We start from the raw sequence: 16,458 nt of genomic DNA, 5'->3' as shown, positions 1-16,458 counted from the left end.
GGCTTCCAGGCCTCGACACATCGGCACGCTGATCGTTCGCGCCGAAGCCAGCGCCTGATCTCTGCTCGTCTGCTGCCCGCGTGGTGTGTGGGCGGATCTCCTGCGCGGGAGTCTCCACCGGGTGCTCTCAGACAGCGATCGGCGGAGTATCAGGTCTAGAGGAGCAGCTTCTGGCCCTGCGTCGGCTGCAGTCGCCCGTGGCCCATCGAGGGATTGGGCGAAGGGAAAGGGAGCACAGGTGGCGGAGGTGACGGCGTACTCGAGCAACACCGAGGCCATCCGTTTCTATGAGCGCAACGGCTTCACGTCCAAGTCAGTGACCTTGGAAATCGCGCTGTAGACGTCGGTTTCACCTGGCCGGCGGCCGCCTCAACGCTCCTGCGGCGGCCGTCACTTCGTCTGAGCCTGCCAGGCCTTGACCTTGGTCGTGGCCAGGCGACAGGACTCGGCGGCGCCAGGCCGCAGGCCGTTGCCACGAGAGAGGAAGATTCAGCTCAAGCAACGACTTCTGACTGGATTACGAGCCTCGCTCTTTCATGAGGGGCTTCCCGGTGCGCCATCCCCTCTCGACCTGCGAGTGACGTCACGGCACGCGGCTGGCCAGACGTCCAATTGGGACCTCGGCTCGGATCTCAGCGGCCTCGAAGGACACGCGCTTGCCCTGGCCGGCGAGCACGACCGCTTTCCCCACGACGGTGGCGACGGTTGTGGGCCGGCAGGACCACCCATCCACCCCGAAGTTCTTCACGCCGATGCAGACCAGTACGAACTCGACCGCATTGTGCCCTCGCGCCCGCCATAGATCCGCGGCACCGACAGGGACGGCGAAGGCGAAGAACCTCAAGGTGACCGACGCTTCGCGCTCGTCGATGAGAACAGAGGTCAGGCCGTAGTCGCTCAGCGGTGGCGGAGGTGAGCCAAGGACTTCGCGGAGCGTCTCGGGATGGGTCACCTCGGCAGACCAGTCACGGCCAGTCATAGAAAGCCTTGGCTGTCGTGGGAGGCAGCACCTGGTGCAGGTGCTGGTCGAGTCGGCTCTCGAACCATCGCCGAGCTGTGTAGGGATCCGCGTCGTCGGAGCGGAGGCGTTGAGATGCCTGGCCAGGACCGTGGCATGCGCGGTGAAGTCCAGCGAGAACCCCGGCCCGCTCACCGCGACCGTGATCCCGTGCCCTTGGTCCTGGGCGAAGGGGCCGAACTCGATGTCGACCACGGTGCGGTTGGGAACACCCCGCATCCGCAGGTCTTCACCCACGGCCAGGAACTGGATCTGGACCTCGAACCGGTCGCAGCCGGCTTCGGTCCAAGCTGCAGGAGCGAGGTCCGGAAATCGGGGCAGCTCCACCCGCAACGTCACACCGGGGCCGTAGGGACTCAGGTGCACCGATCTGAGAACCAGGTGCTTCAAGGGCGGCAACTCGGTGTAGAGCGCGGTCAACTGCTCGGAGTGGGCCAAGAGCCCTGGCCATGTGTCGGCTGACATGGGTGGGTCCCTTCACTCTGGGCGCTTCGCGCCCGGCGAGGCCAACCGATCCTCGTCCCAGGGGCGGTCGGAGATCAACAAGGTGCACTTGAACTGGGATGATAGTGCTCGTCTACGGTCTGGTTGGATTGCCCCGGCACGAGGCACGCGCCAGATGAAGCGCAATGGGTCCCATCCGCGTCCGGACATCGGGTGGCGGGCAGGGAGCGGTCTCGCGGCCGGCGGGGCGCTGCTGGTGGAGACTGCCCGCCGGACCGGCCTGGACACCGCGCTGCCGTGCCGGCGGCGCTCATGCCATATCGCAAGCCGCGGGCAGCGCACGGCACGACCCGGGCAAGATCCTTCTCGACCTCACTCTGGCGATTGCGCTGGGCGGAGACTGCCTGGCCGGCCTCGACCTGCTGCGGGCGCAGCCCAGCGTGTTCGGGCCGGTCGCGTCCGATCTGACGGTGTCCCGGCCGGCCGACACCCTCGCAGAGGACGCCGCCACCGACGGCGGCGTGCGCGACGGTGCCTGGGTGGCCGAACTCGCGGGCGACGTCCTGAAGGGACGGCCGAAGGGTATGCGGCTGATCGAGCGCAGGGAACGACCCCACCCCGGAGCCCAGTTGGGCATCACCGGCGCCCACCGCATGAGGCTCATCTGTTTCGTCACCAACACTGCCGACATCCCGATCGCGATCCCAGAACTGCGGCACCGCCAGCGCGTCTGCGCGGAGGACCGAATCCGGGCGGCTCGCGACGCCGCCTGCGCAACCTGCTGCTGCACGACGCCACCCAAAACCGCAGTTGGCTAGAGATCGTCCAACTTGCCCGAGGTAGCAACCCCCGAAGCTGACGGGCAGGACCAACAGGAGGCGGCGAACAACGAGTACAGGCAGGTGGGCTAGATTCGTGGTCGCCTTCGCAAGTCTCTACCGCCTGAGGAACTGTCCGTGTCCCAAATTCCGCCCCTGGGCGGCCTGAACGTCTCGTACACCGCGGTGCAGATACGACGCAACCGCCTGATCTTCCTCGGTCTGGTCCTTGTTCTCGCGGGCATAGTGGCGTTCTGGGCCTTGGGCCCGTACGACACGAAGGACCAGTCCGCGACGCTCAAGACCGGTGACTGCTTCCAGAACATCGGGACGGACAAGGAAGCGAAGACCAAGAAGCTCGACTGCACTGACCCGGACGCCGACTACAAGGTCCTGAAGATGGACAAGGACGGAGTCGTCGATACCTTCTCGTGCTCCGACGTCCCGGGCACGACCGGCTCGCTCACCCAGTCAGGGCCCGGAAAATGGTTCGTCGTCTGCTTCAAGGAAAACGACGAGCAGGGCAAGAAGTAGCCGGAAGGTCGGCGTGGACGCGTGCGACCGCGCACTCCACGATCAGGAAGTGGCCCTCCGCGTCCGGTGAGGAGCGCTGGACCTGGGCCTCGAGTTGGAGCGGGCACTCGGCGACGCGCGGAGCGCGTACCGTCTCGGACGGTACGGGCGTGAGGCCGGCCGCGGCGAACTTGCCGGGCTGGTAGCGGTAGCCGCGTGCCTGCTTGGCGGCGGGCACGGGGGTGGCTCCGGTGAGCGGGGCGAGTCGCTCCACCGCGTCCCAGAGGCCGGGCGAGGGAAGGTTGATCACGAGTTCCGGCCTGGTGGCCAGGTTGGCTGCGGCCTGGCTGTCGGCGCCGAGGCCGAGCACCACGGTCTGCCCTAGCGCCCAGGCGAAGGAGCTGATCGAGGTCTGCGTGACATGAGTAGCGCCAACGGACCAGATCACCTCGACCAGCGAACCGGATCAAATCGCCTGACACGGGAGCCAATCGGCGCGGCAGCCCCCGCGCAAGACAGGGCGCGGGGGCGGACGGTGAGCGCCGATACGGCTCTCCGTCCGCCGCCGCGGCGTTCTGACGTCTGCACCGCACGGGGTGTCAGAATCCGATGGCCTCGCGCAGCAGCAGGACGGTGCCGCGCCCGGGCTGCGGCTCGGCGTTGAGGACGAGTAGACGGTTGACCGCGCTCGGTTGCCCGTAGACCGCCATGGCGCGCGCGGTTTCCAGCGCAAGGGCGTGCTCCTCGACCCGGCGCAGTGCGGTGCTCAGGTCAGGCACCACCTTCTGCGCCCCGACGACCCAGATCGCCCTTGCGGCGCCGCCGGCGGAGGCGGGCAGCTGGCTGCCGCTGCCCGAGGCGATGACGAGCGAGCCGGTCTCGGTGACGGCCGCGACGCTGGCGACGAAGACGTCGGGGGTGGCCACCAGCCGGCGGATCTGGTCGGACTCGGTGGCGCGGTCCATTTTCAGTACACGCGGCCGGATGGCCTGGTAGCGGTCGCCCGCCTCGATGTCCTGCTCGATGCCGGAGAGCCGAAGCGTCTTGCTGGCCCCGGTGAACACGCCCGCGCCCTCCGGTATCAGATCCTTGACGCGGGCACGGGCCGCCGCAGCGTCGTCGAGCAGTTCGGCGGTAAAGCCGTTCGCCCGCAGCGCCGCGATCGCCCGGTCGAGCCGTTCGTCGGACGCCGGTGCGCTGAAGTCGTCGGCTGTCCCAGTCGCCGACGCGTCCGCCTCACCGGCACCCGGTGCCTGGCCGGCGTCCCCGGCCTTACCGGAGCCGTGCGCCTGAGTGCCGGGGCCGGGCACAGACCCCGCGAGCGGGGTGGTGTCGACGTACCTGACCTCGTAGACCCGCTCGGTGAACTTCCATCCCTCCGGCGTACGCCGGTAGGTGTCGTGGTAGACGGCGAAGTTCAGGCCCGAGCGGCCGTCGAGCAGACGTGCGATCTCCTGCATGTAGGTGCGACCGGTGGCGGTGTCGCCGTCGATCCGGATCGTGCCCGGGTGGCTGTTCTGCACGAAGAAGTCCCACTGGCTCTGCAGGCGTTCGCCTCCGGTCCGGATCTCCTCCCGGCCGATGAGCTCGACCGGGACATTGGGCATGCGCAGAACGCCGTCGGGGGTGAACAGCGCGGAGAGGCGGGCACGGTCGCGCATCATCGCCGCATCGGTGAACTCACCGCGCAGCGCCTCGATCTCGACGCGGTCGGCGATCTCCTGGAAGTCGTTCATGCTCAGCGTCCTGTCCTGTGGATGGTGTGCTCCTCTTCACCAGTCCGACAACGCAGCCCTGCCGATTGTGAGGCGAGCCGCCGAACGCACATTCCGGCGCTCTGATTCGTCGTGAGGGAGAAGGAACGTGAACGAGGGAGCCGGAGAGCCATGACCACCCCGTCGGAGCAGACACAGCGGCAGGCAGACGAGCAGGGCGACCCGGGCCGGAGCACGATCATGAGCGAGCGGCGGCAGCTGCCCAATCTCGCCTACCGGATGCTCGGGTCCTTGACCGACGCAGACGACGTCGTCCAGGAGACCTACACCCGCTGGTACGCGATGTCCCCGACGCAGCAGGAGGCAATCGAGTCGCCTGGCGCATGGCTGACGAAGGTGGCCGGCCGCATCTGCCTGAACCTGCTCGGCTCGGCACGCACCCGGCGGGAGACCTACGTCGGCGAATGGATCCCGGAGCCGCTGCCCGACCCCACCGAGTGGATCACCGGGTCGGCGGGCGGTGCCGGCGTGGACCCGGCAGACCGGATCACCCTTGACGAGTCGGTGACCATGGCCTTCCTGATCGTGTTCGAGTCGATGACCCCGGCCGAGCGCGTCGCGTCCGTGCTGCACGACGTCTTTCGCTACCCGTTCCCCGAGGTGGCCGAGATCGTCGGCCGCAGCCCTGCGGCGTGCCGTCAACTGGCGTCCGGCGTCCTCGGAGCGCCGCCGCGTCGCCGCCGCCCGGGCCGAGGTGAGCCCGAACACGACCCGGCAGGCGAGCGTCGTCCGGCGGTTCAAGGCGGCCTGGGAGGCGCAGGACATCGAGGCCCTGCTCAGCCTGCTCGACCCCGGCGCCACCGCGATCTCCGACGGCGGTGGCCGCGCCATCGCCCGCCTGTTGCCGATTGAGGGCGCACAGCAGATCGCCCACGTCTACCTGACAATTGCCCGGTTCGCGCCGCCCCGCACGATCCTCGAACGCACGGTCAACGGGCGGCCGGGCCTGGCGATCGAGTCCGAAGGCCGCATCGAGACGGTGTTCGCGTTCTAGGTTTCCGACGACGACCGGATCACGCACATCTGGGCGGTGCGCAACCCGGACAAGCTCCACCCATGGCAACTGTCGTGACCGTCCTCACGGTTCGGCGACGGTGGTCAGGTTCAGCGACAACCGGTCAAGGTTCGATGGCAGCTGGAGTCGTGAACCCCGCCACCCCGGCTTCGGGGTATCGGAACCATACTGGTCGGGTACTCATGGCAGGTCGTCGCGCCCCAGCCACGCCGGCTTGATGGGCACCCCGTCCGCATACCGCTCGACTTGTTGTTCCACCGCCTCGGCCGGTGGAACAACAGGCACGGTCGACGCCTGCGCCTCAGGTTCCGGGACGGTGGGCGCATCAGAGTCCTCCAGCAGCTCGGCCACCGTGAACCGAGTGACAAACGACTGCCACGCCCCGTCGATGACGAGCAGGAACCCATCGTTCTGTCGCAGGAGCCGACGGCGCTTGGGGCTTCTTGGGTGCTCGGGTGAGTAGCTCCGCGCCCGCCGTTCCAGCTCTGCGAGTGCCTCCTCACGCGGTCCGGTGATGTGAGCCACCACGTTTGCCTCGGTGTGTTTGCGGTCCCCAGCGCCCATGGTCGTCTCGATGACCAGCCCCCACGTCGTCACGTTCTTCGCCCCTTCACCTCTCGTATCTCTCCCTACCGTAGGAGGAACAGCGAAAGTAAGGCCGAGCAGCGCAGCAGGCGATCGCACAGAGCGCGCCATGCCGTCGAGGACGGGGCGGATCTGACCGGCAGACAGGGGGTGCGCGCGGCCTCGGGGCTACCCAAGTGCGCAGGCCTGTGCCCAACGTGCACCTAGCAGCGAATTACCGTGGAGCTGGTACGGGCGGCCGTCGACCGGGCCGTCGCCATGTGGGCAGGCCTGTAGGACGCGGCCTAGGCGCTCGCCGAACGGCGACTCAGGATGGGCTCGGCCAGCAGTCTCGCCATCCCGCACAGGGTCTGGCCGTGCTGGGCGAAAAGTTCGTCACGCGAGTCGAAGTGGCCGAGGTCAGCCAGGACGTAGGCCGAGAGATCGCACGCGGCGCCGGCGGCCGGGCAGACCGTCGTACCGTCCCAGTCGATCGCTGTCCTGGACAACGCCTCGAAGAGCGTCTCCGCGCCGGCGTTGGTGAAGCCACCACTGCTGCCTTCGCTCAGCTCGTTGAGACCACCGAAGAGTTCCGAGACTGTCAACCAGGGTGCGGTGAGGTGGTTGGTCAGTGACAGCCCGTCAAGGCGGAACTCCGGCCATGCGAGCACAACTTGGTGCGGGACGATCCGATGGAACCGGGGGAAGCGCGGATACCAGAACCGCCCGTCCACCAGCAGGCCACGCACCCGCGTGGCCACCCCGGATGCCCTTGCCGCGGACTCCAGTACCGCCAGCCGCTGGCTGCACGAGCCGCGGCGGCGGCGAAGCACCTCCGACACGGGCCGCTCGTCCTGAACCGAGTACACCGGCTGCACAACTGCGGCGATCCATCGGTGAGCCTGACGCAGGGCTGCTATGCGGTGGGCGGGATCTGAGGCGTCCCTCGAATCCGCCGGGATGTCGATCCGTCGGAGCAATGAGGAAACACTCGGATGCTGCCAGTCGAGAATCCGTGTCGGGGCCGTGCTCCCCGCAGCAGTTCCCCTGTCGGCCGTGCGTAGGCGGACACGGCCTCGCGGCGTGAGAAGCGAGCTCGTCATGACCGTGATCCTCTCGCCCAGCATCCTCCAGGTGGCAGGACGTATCATGACAGGAGATTTGAACGCGTTCAACTATGGTGAAGCTCTGCTCTGCCGGCCTGACTCGGCAAGATCGACCGGACGGGTCATAGCCGCGCACGGCTGATTGTCCGCGCCTGCTCGCTGCTCTGTCGCCGTGCTGACCACGAAGGGCCACCTCGCGGTTGACGGCCGAGGGCTGCCTTTGGTGTCGTCGTCACGCCGGGCAACGTCGACGAATCAACGGTGTTCGACATGGCCCTTGACGCTGTGCTGCGGCCTGGAGGTCTCGCCGCAGACCGGAGAGTGTCATAGCGGAGAAGGCGTATGGGCGTATAGGTGTATTCCGGGGCGCCGGGCCGGTCTGGGCGCCGGCCGGCAGCGACGCGGGGCAGCCGACGGTTCGGCCGCCGTTGTTCGATGCTGAGCAGTACCAAGGCCCGCAACATCATCGGATGCTGCGACGAGACCTCGGTCTTCAGTCCCACCAGTTGAACAGCAGGTCGCTCAACACTGCGGGGCGCCAGTAGCGGATCTGAGTGAGCTCTGTCTCCGCCAGCTTGGTCACATCCACTTTGGCCATCGGTGTCCTCAGATCCTCAACGGACAGACAGCGGAAACCGGCAACCCCGAGGTAGTTCACCCACGGCGGCGGGTCCACGAAGCCTGACAGCGGCTGTCCTGGAACAGGATGTGCGTTGGCGAAGGCGATAACCGGCAGGTGCGCGTGGCACAGAACGACGTACTCCTCCGCGCGGCAGGTGATGGTGAGCGCGTGGAAGCTGGACGCCCCGGGAAAGGCCAGCTCGCTGACACGGCCACCGATCCGTCTTGCCGCTTCCCAGCAGACGCTACGACAGAGCGTTAGGTCTGTCACCGAAACCGGTTCGTCGCCGTGACTCCAGAACCCAGTCGCTCCACGCTCCAGCCGCATCAACGCTTCTCCTTCCCGACGAGGAAGCTTGCCACAGCAAGATCAATTGTCCGACACCCCTGGCACTGGTGGTTCCGAGCGCGTGCCGGCGGCCGGGCTGCCGACTCCGGTGCGCGCACTCATCACTGGTCGGGATGGTCGGCTACCACTGGTTGAGCTTGCAGCAGGGCGCGGACGTCAAGGTCTGCGTGCGCTTCGCCGGGATCGAGCGGGTCGTGCCAAGGCCGGTGAGTTCTGGCAGCAGCCGCTCGACTTCCGCACGGGCCATCACGACGCGGCGGCCACGAGCCTTTTCCACTCTCAGTCTGAGCTGGCCATATGCAGGGGGAATACGGCACAGACGATGTTGCGGATCCGGGTGGTCGAACAGCGGAGCTTTCGCAGATGCCGCCAGGTCTTGAGGGTGGCAACGGCCCGCTCGGCGAAGGCGCGGATCTTTGCGTGGGCTGGTTGACTGCCTGCTGGCCTACGGACAGCGTCTCCCACCTGCCCCAGTATGGAGTTCGAACCGTGCCCCCGGCACCGCGGTAGGCCTTGTCGGCGTGCCTATTGTGTTTCCCAGAGTGGAAGAGCTTGTCGGCAGCTATGCGGTCGAATGGCGGCAGCAGGGTGCCGTCCAGTAGGACGAAAGCCTTCGTCGAGGCGGCCCGCACCGCCGCTTCGAAGCTTCACCCCCCTGTCAGCACAACTGACGAGCGATCTTGGTAGGTTGGAAGAGGGCGTACTGACTGACATGGGGTGACCGTGCCGTTCGATACTGGTTCACAGTTCGTCAGGGAAGCCGCCCGCCGCATCGTGGATCTCGTGCTCACCGAGGACGACGTCTACCTCGACAGCCTCCCGGACGAGGTCGAGGTCTCCATCGCCGTTCCGTTGGTCGAGGTGGCGAGGATGCTGGACGAGCCCACCGGCGACAAGGAGTTCCGGGTCGGCGTCCGGCTCCTGCTGGAGGTGGGCGCGGTCGTGGCGCCCCGTATGCCGAGCGAGCTGCGTGACCTGTTCGAGGAACTGCGTTTCGCAATGCGTGGCGTGACCGTGCGCTGAACGGGGTCCCGGACGAGAAGGCCTGCAGGGGCCGGGCAGAACGGGGCCTGGGCAGGGCGAGGTTCAACCCAGTTGAAAAGGCTCCATGTCCGTAGATCGCCACGATGGGCTGGAGGGGCGCCATGTCGGCGCCTGCGGCCAGGACCCACTCGGCATTCATGCCGGCTTTATGCAGCTCCTCGATGAAGTTGTTGGAAGACATCGGCACGGTGAACAACAGAATGTCGGCGATCAGGCCGGCGCACTCCGCGGGCTGCAGGGGATAGATGCCCCCCGCGGGGCCATTGTGCTGCGGGCGGTGTTGTCACCGCTACCGAAGCAGATTCAAGGTGCCTGCCCGTGGGCCACCGTTACCCCACTGGGCGCCGCTGGACTGGCCATACACATACACCCTGGTCGTGGACGAGCGCGCGGATCCGGCGTCGGTGGCACCGTTCCGAGCCGCAGGCTCGGTGTTGCTCGCGCCGGTCACTTCCGCTCCAGCGCGGCCAGCCGCAGCTCAAGTTGGTCAACCCGGTGTCGTAGCAGAGTGACCTGGGCTTCCAGGCTGACTTCCCGTTCCGCCCTGCGCTGGATGCGCGGTGACGAGGCGGCGCGCTCGATCACCGCGTCCAGCTGGACCAGGCGCTGTGGCCCGTTCGGGCCGTCCACCAGCCGGGACCGGATCTCGCCGTTGCGGTACCAGGCCCGCAGGGCCGAGCGGGAAACGCCGGTCTCCGCTTCCGCCTTGGCCAGCGTGACCCAGGGTGTCTCGTCCAGCTGCTCGAACAACTCCAGCTCGCTCTGCCAGCGCGCGAGCCGGTTCTCCCAGTCCGACGGTGTCTCCATCGCACCCTCTCTTCAGCATGGTGACCCTATCAATGGCAGTGTATTGACAGGGTTGAGACCATGGAAGCATGACTTTTGAAAGGTTCACGGTGAAAGCCCGCAAGGCGGTCGTCGCGGCCCAGGAGGAGGCGAGGCAGCTCAAGCACGACCACATCGGCACGGAGCACATCCTGTTGGGACTGCTCGACGCGCCGGACAGCACGGCGGCGAAAGTTCTGCACCAGTTCGGGTACGACAAGGAGGCTGCGCAGGCTGATATCGCTGCAGTGGTCAAGCCCGGCACGGAGGAGCTGAGCGGCCATATCCCGTTCGCGCCGCGCGCGAAAAAGACGCTGGATCTCGCCCTGCGCGAGGCCCAGCAGTTGCACCACAACCACATCGGTACGGAACACATCCTGCTCGCCCTCGTCAGGGAAGGTGAGGGCGTCGGCGCGAAGGTGCTCGCCGAGCGTATCCATCCGATCGGCAAGATCCGTGCCGCGGTGCTGGCAGCACTGGAGGGATCGCAGGATGTCGCAGCCGGCCCATGGCCGGCCGGCACACCTGCCACCGAGGACACTGTTTCCACCGCCAGCGCGCTGGCCGGTGGCGCACCGGTCGGCAGCCATCACCTGCTGGAGGCGATGCTGCGGGCGGAGAACAGCATGGCGGCCAGGGTGCTGCGCGAACTCGGGGTCGACCCGGACGCGGTCGCTGCCAAGATCGACGAACTGGATCCGGAGACGACCACGGACGCGAACCCGGAGGAAGCCGCCGCGCGCAAGATGGAGATCCGGCTGGTCGACGATGAGGTGCACCTGATCCTTCGGGACCCGACAACGGTCACGATCGCCAAGAAGGTCACCGAGCTGTCCGACGGACCGATCCAGGGCGTCGGACCGGTCGCTGGCATGTTCGTCCCGCTCTGGCGGTCGACCAACCAACTGCTGGGGCAGCTCCAGCGCATGCTCGAACCGGAACCCGAAGAAGGGGACGGATCCGCCGCGAGCAAGGTGGCCAAGGCTGTGCGCACGGTGCTCGCGCCCCGGCTCCGTCGGTGAACCGGCTGATCAGCGGGCCGGAACCTGTCGGTGGGACAGGCGAGGACGGGGGCGTGATGAGCGCCTTCCTCGTCGGCGAGCAGCCGGTCGAGATCGTGCGGCCGACGAACCGGGAATCGGTCCGGCTGCGGGTGGAAGTCCCGTTCGCGGACATGGCCACGCTCGGGGAGAGCACCGGCGGGATGTCCGCCCCGGAGGCGGGACCGGAGCGGCGATCGTCCCTCTGGCCGGATGTCGAGCAGCGGATTCTCGCGCTGGTCGGCGAACTTCGGTCGACGATCGTGTTCGCCAACTCCCGCCGGTTTGCCGGGTGGCTCGCCGCCCGCCTGAACGAACTGGTCGCCGAGCCGGCCGAGGCTGGCCAGCTGACAAAGTTCCCGGCCGAGGCGATCAGCGAGCCTGGGATCGCCGCTCGGCGCCCCGTCGGTGGCGGCCCGCGCGCACCACGGGTCGATCTCCCGCAAGCAGGCAAGCAAGCAGGCAATACGGTGAATCGGAGGCAACCGTGACCATCACCATCGTCGGAGCCGGTTTGGGCGGCCTGGCCCTTGCCCGTGTGCTGCACGTGAACGGCATCGACGCCATCGTGTACGAACGTGAATCATCGCGTGGCGCGCGCGGTCAGGGCGGCATGCTTGATCTGCACTCCGGGACCGGGCAGCGAGCGATGCGCGAAGCCGGCCTGATCGACCAGTTCCACGCGATGGCCCGTCGTGAAGGCCAGGACCTACGCCTTCTGGAGCCGGACGGCACCTTGCTGCTCCAGGAGGACACGCCCGACGACGCCCCGCTCGAGCGACCCGAGGTCGACCGTGCCGATCTGCGCAACCTGCTGCTGGACTCTCTCCCCGAACACGCGGTGCGCTGGGGGCACGCGTTCGAATCCGCCGACAATGGCCTGCTGCACTTCGCAGACGGCAGCAGTGCGACATATGACCTGCTGGTCGGCGCCGACGGCGCGGACTCCCGGGTCCGCGCGCTGCTCACCGACGCCCGACCAGCGCACACCGGCCAAAACGTCGTTGAGCTCGGCATTCCCGACATCGACCGCACCCACCCCGACCTCGCGGCGATGGTGGGGCGCGGCAACTACTGGGTGCTCGGCAACGGACAATCCCTGTCGGCGCAGCGCAACGGCGACGGCCGCGTACGCATTTACCTCAGTTTCAACACCGCCGAGGACTGGTTCGCGACCAGTGGGATTCCGTTCGGCGACCCAGCTGCGGCCCGGGCGCGGCTGATCGACCTGTTCACCGGCTGGGACTCACGTTTCACCGCACTGATCGCAGCCTGCGACGACACGGTCCTGCCACGGTCGATCACCACGCTCCCGGTCGGCCTGACCTGGCCGTCGAGACCAGGCGTCACACTGCTCGGCGACGCCGCGCACCTGATGCCGCCAGTGGGGCAGGGCGCCAACATGGCGCTGCTCGACGGCGCCCTGCTCGGCCTCGCGCTGGCCGCGCACCCGGACGACTTTCCCGCCGCCGTCAAGGAATACGAACGCGAGATGTTCGAACGCACCAGCGCTGCCGGTCGGCAGTCCGCGCGCATCCAGGAAATGCTGATGTCGCCGAACGCCGGCCGGAAAATGCTCGCGTTCTTCCAACCTGGCTGAATGTAACGGAATACGACCAGGCAACAGACCGCCCAGCCAGCGCGATCACTCGCGGTTCAGGTCCCTCGTGGGCGGCCGCCGGCCTTTCGAAGGGACACTCCTTCCCTGCTTGCGCAGGGCCAGGCGCACTGCGGCCTGGCCTACGTGCTCGGCTGTGGCCTGGTCGGAGCAGTCCAGTACCAGCGCACAGCAGATCAGGAATCACGGGGGTAGATCCTAGGCGGCTACCCGCTGGCTCGACCGCTCATGACTGAGATCGGCGAGACAGGCCCCAACTGCTCAGCATCTGGGGCTCCACAGCAGCGCTGCGGAGTCACTGAAACTCAGCGCAGAAGCCGACTCAGGGACTCGGAAGTCCAGCGGGTCGCTGCTCTGCCCCCGCCACAAATCCAGGAACCCGTCCATTTTCGTCTGCCTAGGGGAGGAGGCGGGCTCCGACCGCGCCGGCGGTGCGTGTCCGGTGCGGCACGGCCGGCTGTGTCGGGGTGAAGGCCGGCGCGGCATCGGTGCGGGCCCGTGGCCGCAGTACGGGCAGGAGCGAGCTGCAGGAGCTGAGCAAGGCGGAGCTGGATGAGCGGGCGACCCAGCAGGACGTTCCTGGCCGGTCGAAGATGAGCCGTGGGCAGCTCGTCGACGCCCTGGCCCGCACCGGACGCCGGCGGAAGAAGAGCGTTGCCTGACCTGAGGGCGATCGTGCGGATCCGCGCAGGGAGTTCGCGGCCGGCGCTACCGTCCCGGCCACGCAGCCATTCGTGCTCCAGCACGCCCAGGACACCTGGCTGGAGGACGAGAAGCATCGCCACATTACGTCCATTACCTCTGCCCAGACGCCACCACCACGGGATACGCCCGCATCAGCAACTCCTGCCACGAGTCGCGCAACAACCCGCCGCAGAGCGCTGCACATCAAGGAAGGCGGTGCGCTGCACCGACTTCGAGGGTGTTTGCGGCGCGCCGCAGCAACGCTCCGGGGACACGACCGGCCAGGAGTACCTGGGGACACCGTGGCCGGTTGTGTGCGCTCAGCGGCACTACAGCTGCGGCTGTGGCATCCGCTGCCAGCTGAACGGGCCATAGGTTGTGTCGGTGACGGGGTGGTTGGCGTTCGGGTCCGCGGTCAGTTTCAGCCATTCCAGCGGGGCGGTGCTGCCGTGCACGACGATCCGGTGGAAGTTCGGGACGTTGTAGTACGGGTGCTCGTTCCACGCGTTGTTGTCCGGGTCGTGGGCGCACACGCCGGCGCCGGTGGCCGGGTCCGTCTCACCGGTGCACGTGGCCGTAGGCGACAGCGGGTTGTCCGAACGGTACAGGTGCGAGTCGCCGTTGAGCATCAGCACCGGACGGCCGAACTCGGTCGTCTTCGCCGCGACCTCGCTGATGACCGGCTCGTAGTTCGTCAGGTGGCTCTTGGTCTTGCCATCGAGGTCCCACATGTCGGCCTGTGCCGTGATCACCACGGCCTTGGCGTGCTTGGCCTGCGCGTCGGCGAAGGCGGCATCGAGCCAGCGGACGTCGGCCGCGGTCCGGTTGGTGCGCTCGTCGGTCTGCGCCTGAGTCGCGGTCGGCACCTTGTACCAGGGGTCGGTGTCGTTGTTCGAGCCGCCTGGCACGTTGATGGTCACGAAGACGATGTCGTTCTGCGCCCACCTCACGTTCTCGACGTACTGCGCGTCGCCCGGGTGGCTCGGGTCGTAGGCGCTGGCCTGGGACACCACGCTCAGCGTCCCGCTGCCGAGGGTGTGGCCGGGCTGCGCGAAGAATTCCTGCCGGACTTCGGCGAGGTTGTCGAGCGGGTTGCCGCAGTGGTAGCTGATGCAGTCTGCCGTGTTGGTCGACAGCCCGTTCGTGCCGATGTAGTTGATCGCGCCGGAGGCCGAGTCGTAGAAGCCGCCGCCCTGACCGGGCGACGTGAGACTCGACGCCTTGTGGCAGTCGGCCCACTCGTTGTCGCCCGGCGTGTAGACGACCGGCTTGCTGAAGGTCTGCCACGCGGACGCGATCGAGGCGTCGTAGCCGTCGGTGCAGAACTCCTTGCCCGAGTGGATGTCTCCCACGTGGATGACGTCGCTGATCGTCGGGTCGCTGTTGATGGTGCCGATGAACGCCGGGGTCTTCTGGAACTGCGAGGTGTCGGCGCTCTGCCCCGCGGGCGCGTAGGCCGACTTGCCGTACGGCGAGTCGCCGAACACGGCCAGCGTCAGCGGGGTGCCGGCCGCCGAAGCCGTGGTGGTCGACATTACGGAAGAGACAAGGCCGACGGCGACGAGCGTGACCAGCCCGCGCTTCACCATGCGTCTCGACATGCGTCCCTCTTTCAGGTTCGGTTGAGGGGGGCGCTCCAGTGAACTGGATCCCCGGGGAGCGTGACATGGCATCAATGGCGTCCTGGAGACGACGAACAAGTGAAAATTCAGCCGCGCCCGCAGGCCGCATCGCTGTCTGCTTGGCTCAGCTGCCGCGGCCGCCCTCGACAGCTAGGGCGTGCGCCGAAAATGGATCAAAGTAGTGCTTGAGCAATCGCGGAGAAATGAGGCGATCTCGCCTCGATCCGGCTTACCTGCACCCCACCCCATCCGACGGGCCAGGCTCCCGATCTGGCAGAAGTGCCTGATCACACACGGGGTGCGAGTGTTATGGTCCCTCGCATGGCTGAACTGGTCGCACCCACGGGACGGTTGCATTCCTCATGGCTCACGGCGCGTGACGAGTGGCAGCCTGGTGCTCACCAGGACGGGGCCGGCCTGCGTCTGGTCGGTGACGACGACCTCGACAGCCCGGAAGGGTTCGCCTCATGGGTCGAGCGACTGCGAGAGCAATCGGACCGGTCGCTGCCTGTCGGGGAAGGACGCGTCCACGCTACCCACTGGTGGATCGTCGACGGCGAGACATACCTCGGAGCCATCGACCTTCGGCACTATCTGAACGCCTTTCTGCTGGAAGGCGGCGGACACATCGGCTACAGCGTTCGGCCTTCTGCCAGGAGACGCGGACTGGCCTCGTGGGCGCTGGGAGCGGTTCTACTCAAGGCGCCGGCGCTCGGTCTGGACCGGGTCCTCCTCACCTGTGACGACGGCAACGTCGGCTCGGCGCGCACCATCGAAAGCAACGGCGGCGTTCTCGAAGATGTGCGCAGCACTGAAACCGGGGTCAAGCGTCGCTATTGGATCACTCTCAACGATGCTGGTCACAGCCATTAATTGATGGACGTGACGAGGACGGTCGCCTCGTAGCGGACCGCGAGCTTGACGTACTCCCGCGCTGCCCGGCGGTGATCACGATGGACATGGTCTCTGCCCCTGGTCGACGCCCGGGTGCAACGTGGCGGACAGCCCCCCGCGCGCGAGCGTCCGAGGCCGTTGTCGTGCGGCTCGACGGCGATGCCGCCAGGCGGCTCCTTCTGAAGGCACCCCTTTGCGCGCCCAGGCGGCGTGCTGGTGGGCCCGCACGCTCGTCGAGTCGACGTTGATGTCCCAGGTGATCAGTTCTTCCGCGACAACCTCGTTGCCCGCATCGCTGAGGCCAGGCGCGAAGGCCGGCTGGGCGAAGCCGAAGGACTCCAGGTCGGTCTCGCGGGTGCGGAGGAGAAGCTTGCCCAACTCGACCGCCGTCCCGCCGGCCACGCAACCGTCGACCTCGGGTTGCCCGCTCCGCCTAGTGCTTCAACCAGCAACGCACGAAGGCAAGTTGATCGACGTCCACGGAGTATCCGTGGTCGCTGAGAAGCTG

15 protein-coding genes and 7 pseudogenes are annotated in these 16,458 nt (G+C 67.5%); 12 read left to right on the top strand and 10 right to left on the bottom strand.

The window, feature by feature from the left end; genetic code table 11:
• Positions 1-583: 583 nt before the first annotated feature.
• Positions 584-1,438, bottom strand: coding sequence for an Imm50 family immunity protein (locus ACFYZZ_RS26440; RefSeq protein WP_389180579.1), 855 nt, complete (start codon positions 1,436-1,438; stop codon positions 584-586).
• Between the two features lie 199 nt (positions 1,439-1,637).
• Here ACFYZZ_RS26440 and ACFYZZ_RS26435 point away from each other — a divergent pair.
• Positions 1,638-2,297 (top strand): annotated as a pseudogene (locus ACFYZZ_RS26435) (transposase); the annotation flags it as partial.
• A gap of 121 nt (positions 2,298-2,418) precedes the next feature.
• Positions 2,419-2,814 (top strand): hypothetical protein, encoded by a 396-nt coding sequence (locus ACFYZZ_RS26430; RefSeq protein ID WP_389180576.1) that lies wholly within the window; start codon positions 2,419-2,421, stop codon positions 2,812-2,814.
• Positions 2,815-2,821: 7 nt separating this feature from the next.
• Here the strand turns inward: ACFYZZ_RS26430 and ACFYZZ_RS26425 are convergent.
• Positions 2,822-3,250, bottom strand: a pseudogene (locus tag ACFYZZ_RS26425) (flavin reductase family protein); the annotation flags it as partial.
• Positions 3,251-3,392: 142 nt separating this feature from the next.
• A complete protein-coding gene (locus ACFYZZ_RS26420) occupies positions 3,393-4,529 on the bottom strand; it encodes an LUD domain-containing protein (protein WP_389180573.1) in 1,137 nt (378 codons plus the stop codon).
• 150 nt (positions 4,530-4,679) lie between these two features.
• On the opposite strand from ACFYZZ_RS26420, the pseudogene sigJ reads away from it, so the two are divergent.
• Positions 4,680-5,640, top strand: a pseudogene (gene sigJ, locus ACFYZZ_RS26415) (RNA polymerase sigma factor SigJ).
• A 123-nt stretch (positions 5,641-5,763) separates the two neighbouring features.
• Here the strand turns inward: sigJ and ACFYZZ_RS26410 are convergent.
• Together ACFYZZ_RS26410 and ACFYZZ_RS26405 are read right to left on the bottom strand one after the other, a co-directional pair.
• Complete coding sequence (locus ACFYZZ_RS26410; protein WP_389180983.1) at positions 5,764-6,147, bottom strand: hypothetical protein; 384 nt, start codon at positions 6,145-6,147, stop codon at positions 5,764-5,766.
• 305 nt (positions 6,148-6,452) lie between these two features.
• Positions 6,453-7,250: a transglutaminase domain-containing protein gene (locus tag ACFYZZ_RS26405; RefSeq protein WP_389180980.1), complete on the bottom strand. Its 798-nt coding sequence runs from the start codon at positions 7,248-7,250 to the stop codon at positions 6,453-6,455.
• A gap of 145 nt (positions 7,251-7,395) precedes the next feature.
• Here ACFYZZ_RS26405 and ACFYZZ_RS26400 point away from each other — a divergent pair.
• Positions 7,396-7,730 (top strand): annotated as a pseudogene (locus tag ACFYZZ_RS26400) (transposase); the annotation flags it as partial.
• A gap of 16 nt (positions 7,731-7,746) precedes the next feature.
• On the opposite strand, the gene ACFYZZ_RS26395 reads toward ACFYZZ_RS26400, so the two are convergent.
• Positions 7,747-8,202 (bottom strand): hypothetical protein, encoded by a 456-nt coding sequence (locus ACFYZZ_RS26395; protein ID WP_389180570.1) that lies wholly within the window; start codon positions 8,200-8,202, stop codon positions 7,747-7,749.
• Positions 8,203-8,502: 300 nt separating this feature from the next.
• Positions 8,503-8,858 (bottom strand): annotated as a pseudogene (locus ACFYZZ_RS26390) (transposase family protein); the annotation flags it as partial.
• A gap of 88 nt (positions 8,859-8,946) precedes the next feature.
• Here ACFYZZ_RS26390 and ACFYZZ_RS26385 point away from each other — a divergent pair.
• Positions 8,947-9,246, top strand: a complete 300-nt coding sequence (locus ACFYZZ_RS26385; RefSeq protein WP_389180567.1) for a hypothetical protein — start codon at positions 8,947-8,949, stop codon at positions 9,244-9,246.
• Positions 9,247-9,714: 468 nt separating this feature from the next.
• Here the strand turns inward: ACFYZZ_RS26385 and ACFYZZ_RS26380 are convergent, their stop codons facing one another.
• Positions 9,715-10,074, bottom strand: a complete 360-nt coding sequence (locus ACFYZZ_RS26380; RefSeq protein ID WP_389180564.1) for an excisionase — start codon at positions 10,072-10,074, stop codon at positions 9,715-9,717.
• Positions 10,075-10,142: 68 nt separating this feature from the next.
• On the opposite strand from ACFYZZ_RS26380, the pseudogene ACFYZZ_RS26375 reads away from it, so the two are divergent.
• From ACFYZZ_RS26375 to ACFYZZ_RS26350, 6 genes and pseudogenes are all read left to right on the top strand, one after another.
• Positions 10,143-10,296, top strand: a pseudogene (locus ACFYZZ_RS26375) (Clp protease N-terminal domain-containing protein); the annotation flags it as partial.
• A gap of 65 nt (positions 10,297-10,361) precedes the next feature.
• Positions 10,362-10,518: pseudogene (locus ACFYZZ_RS26370) on the top strand (Clp protease N-terminal domain-containing protein); the annotation flags it as partial.
• Complete coding sequence (locus ACFYZZ_RS26365) at positions 10,512-11,114, top strand: Clp protease N-terminal domain-containing protein (RefSeq protein ID WP_389180978.1); 603 nt, start codon at positions 10,512-10,514, stop codon at positions 11,112-11,114. The pseudogene ACFYZZ_RS26370 and the gene ACFYZZ_RS26365, both read left to right, overlap by 7 nt.
• A 56-nt stretch (positions 11,115-11,170) precedes the next feature.
• Positions 11,171-11,623 (top strand): hypothetical protein, encoded by a 453-nt coding sequence (locus ACFYZZ_RS26360; protein WP_389180561.1) that lies wholly within the window; start codon positions 11,171-11,173, stop codon positions 11,621-11,623.
• Entirely contained in the window at positions 11,620-12,732 is a 1,113-nt protein-coding gene (locus ACFYZZ_RS26355; protein ID WP_389180558.1) for an FAD-dependent oxidoreductase, read from the top strand. The genes ACFYZZ_RS26360 and ACFYZZ_RS26355 overlap by 4 nt, the downstream gene beginning before the upstream one ends.
• 449 nt (positions 12,733-13,181) lie before the next feature.
• On the top strand, positions 13,182-13,412 hold the full coding sequence (locus ACFYZZ_RS26350) for a hypothetical protein (protein ID WP_389180556.1): 231 nt from the start codon (positions 13,182-13,184) through the stop codon (positions 13,410-13,412).
• A gap of 351 nt (positions 13,413-13,763) precedes the next feature.
• On the opposite strand, the gene ACFYZZ_RS26345 is transcribed toward ACFYZZ_RS26350, so the two are convergent.
• A complete protein-coding gene (locus tag ACFYZZ_RS26345; protein ID WP_389180553.1) occupies positions 13,764-15,035 on the bottom strand; it encodes a hypothetical protein in 1,272 nt (423 codons plus the stop codon).
• A gap of 342 nt (positions 15,036-15,377) precedes the next feature.
• Here ACFYZZ_RS26345 and ACFYZZ_RS26340 point away from each other — a divergent pair, with 342 nt between their 5' ends.
• Positions 15,378-15,929, top strand: a complete 552-nt coding sequence (locus tag ACFYZZ_RS26340) for a GNAT family N-acetyltransferase (RefSeq protein ID WP_389180550.1) — start codon at positions 15,378-15,380, stop codon at positions 15,927-15,929.
• 75 nt (positions 15,930-16,004) lie between these two features.
• Here the strand turns inward: ACFYZZ_RS26340 and ACFYZZ_RS26335 are convergent, their stop codons facing one another.
• A complete protein-coding gene (locus tag ACFYZZ_RS26335) occupies positions 16,005-16,352 on the bottom strand; it encodes a hypothetical protein (RefSeq protein ID WP_389180547.1) in 348 nt (115 codons plus the stop codon).
• Between the last annotated feature and the right edge of the window lie 106 nt (positions 16,353-16,458).

Origin of the sequence: Streptomyces sp. NPDC001816 (assembly GCF_042892235.1) — a bacterium.
Classification (GTDB): Bacteria; Actinomycetota; Actinomycetes; order Streptomycetales; family Streptomycetaceae; genus Streptomyces.
This window is presented reverse-complemented; position numbering and strand designations above follow the sequence as displayed.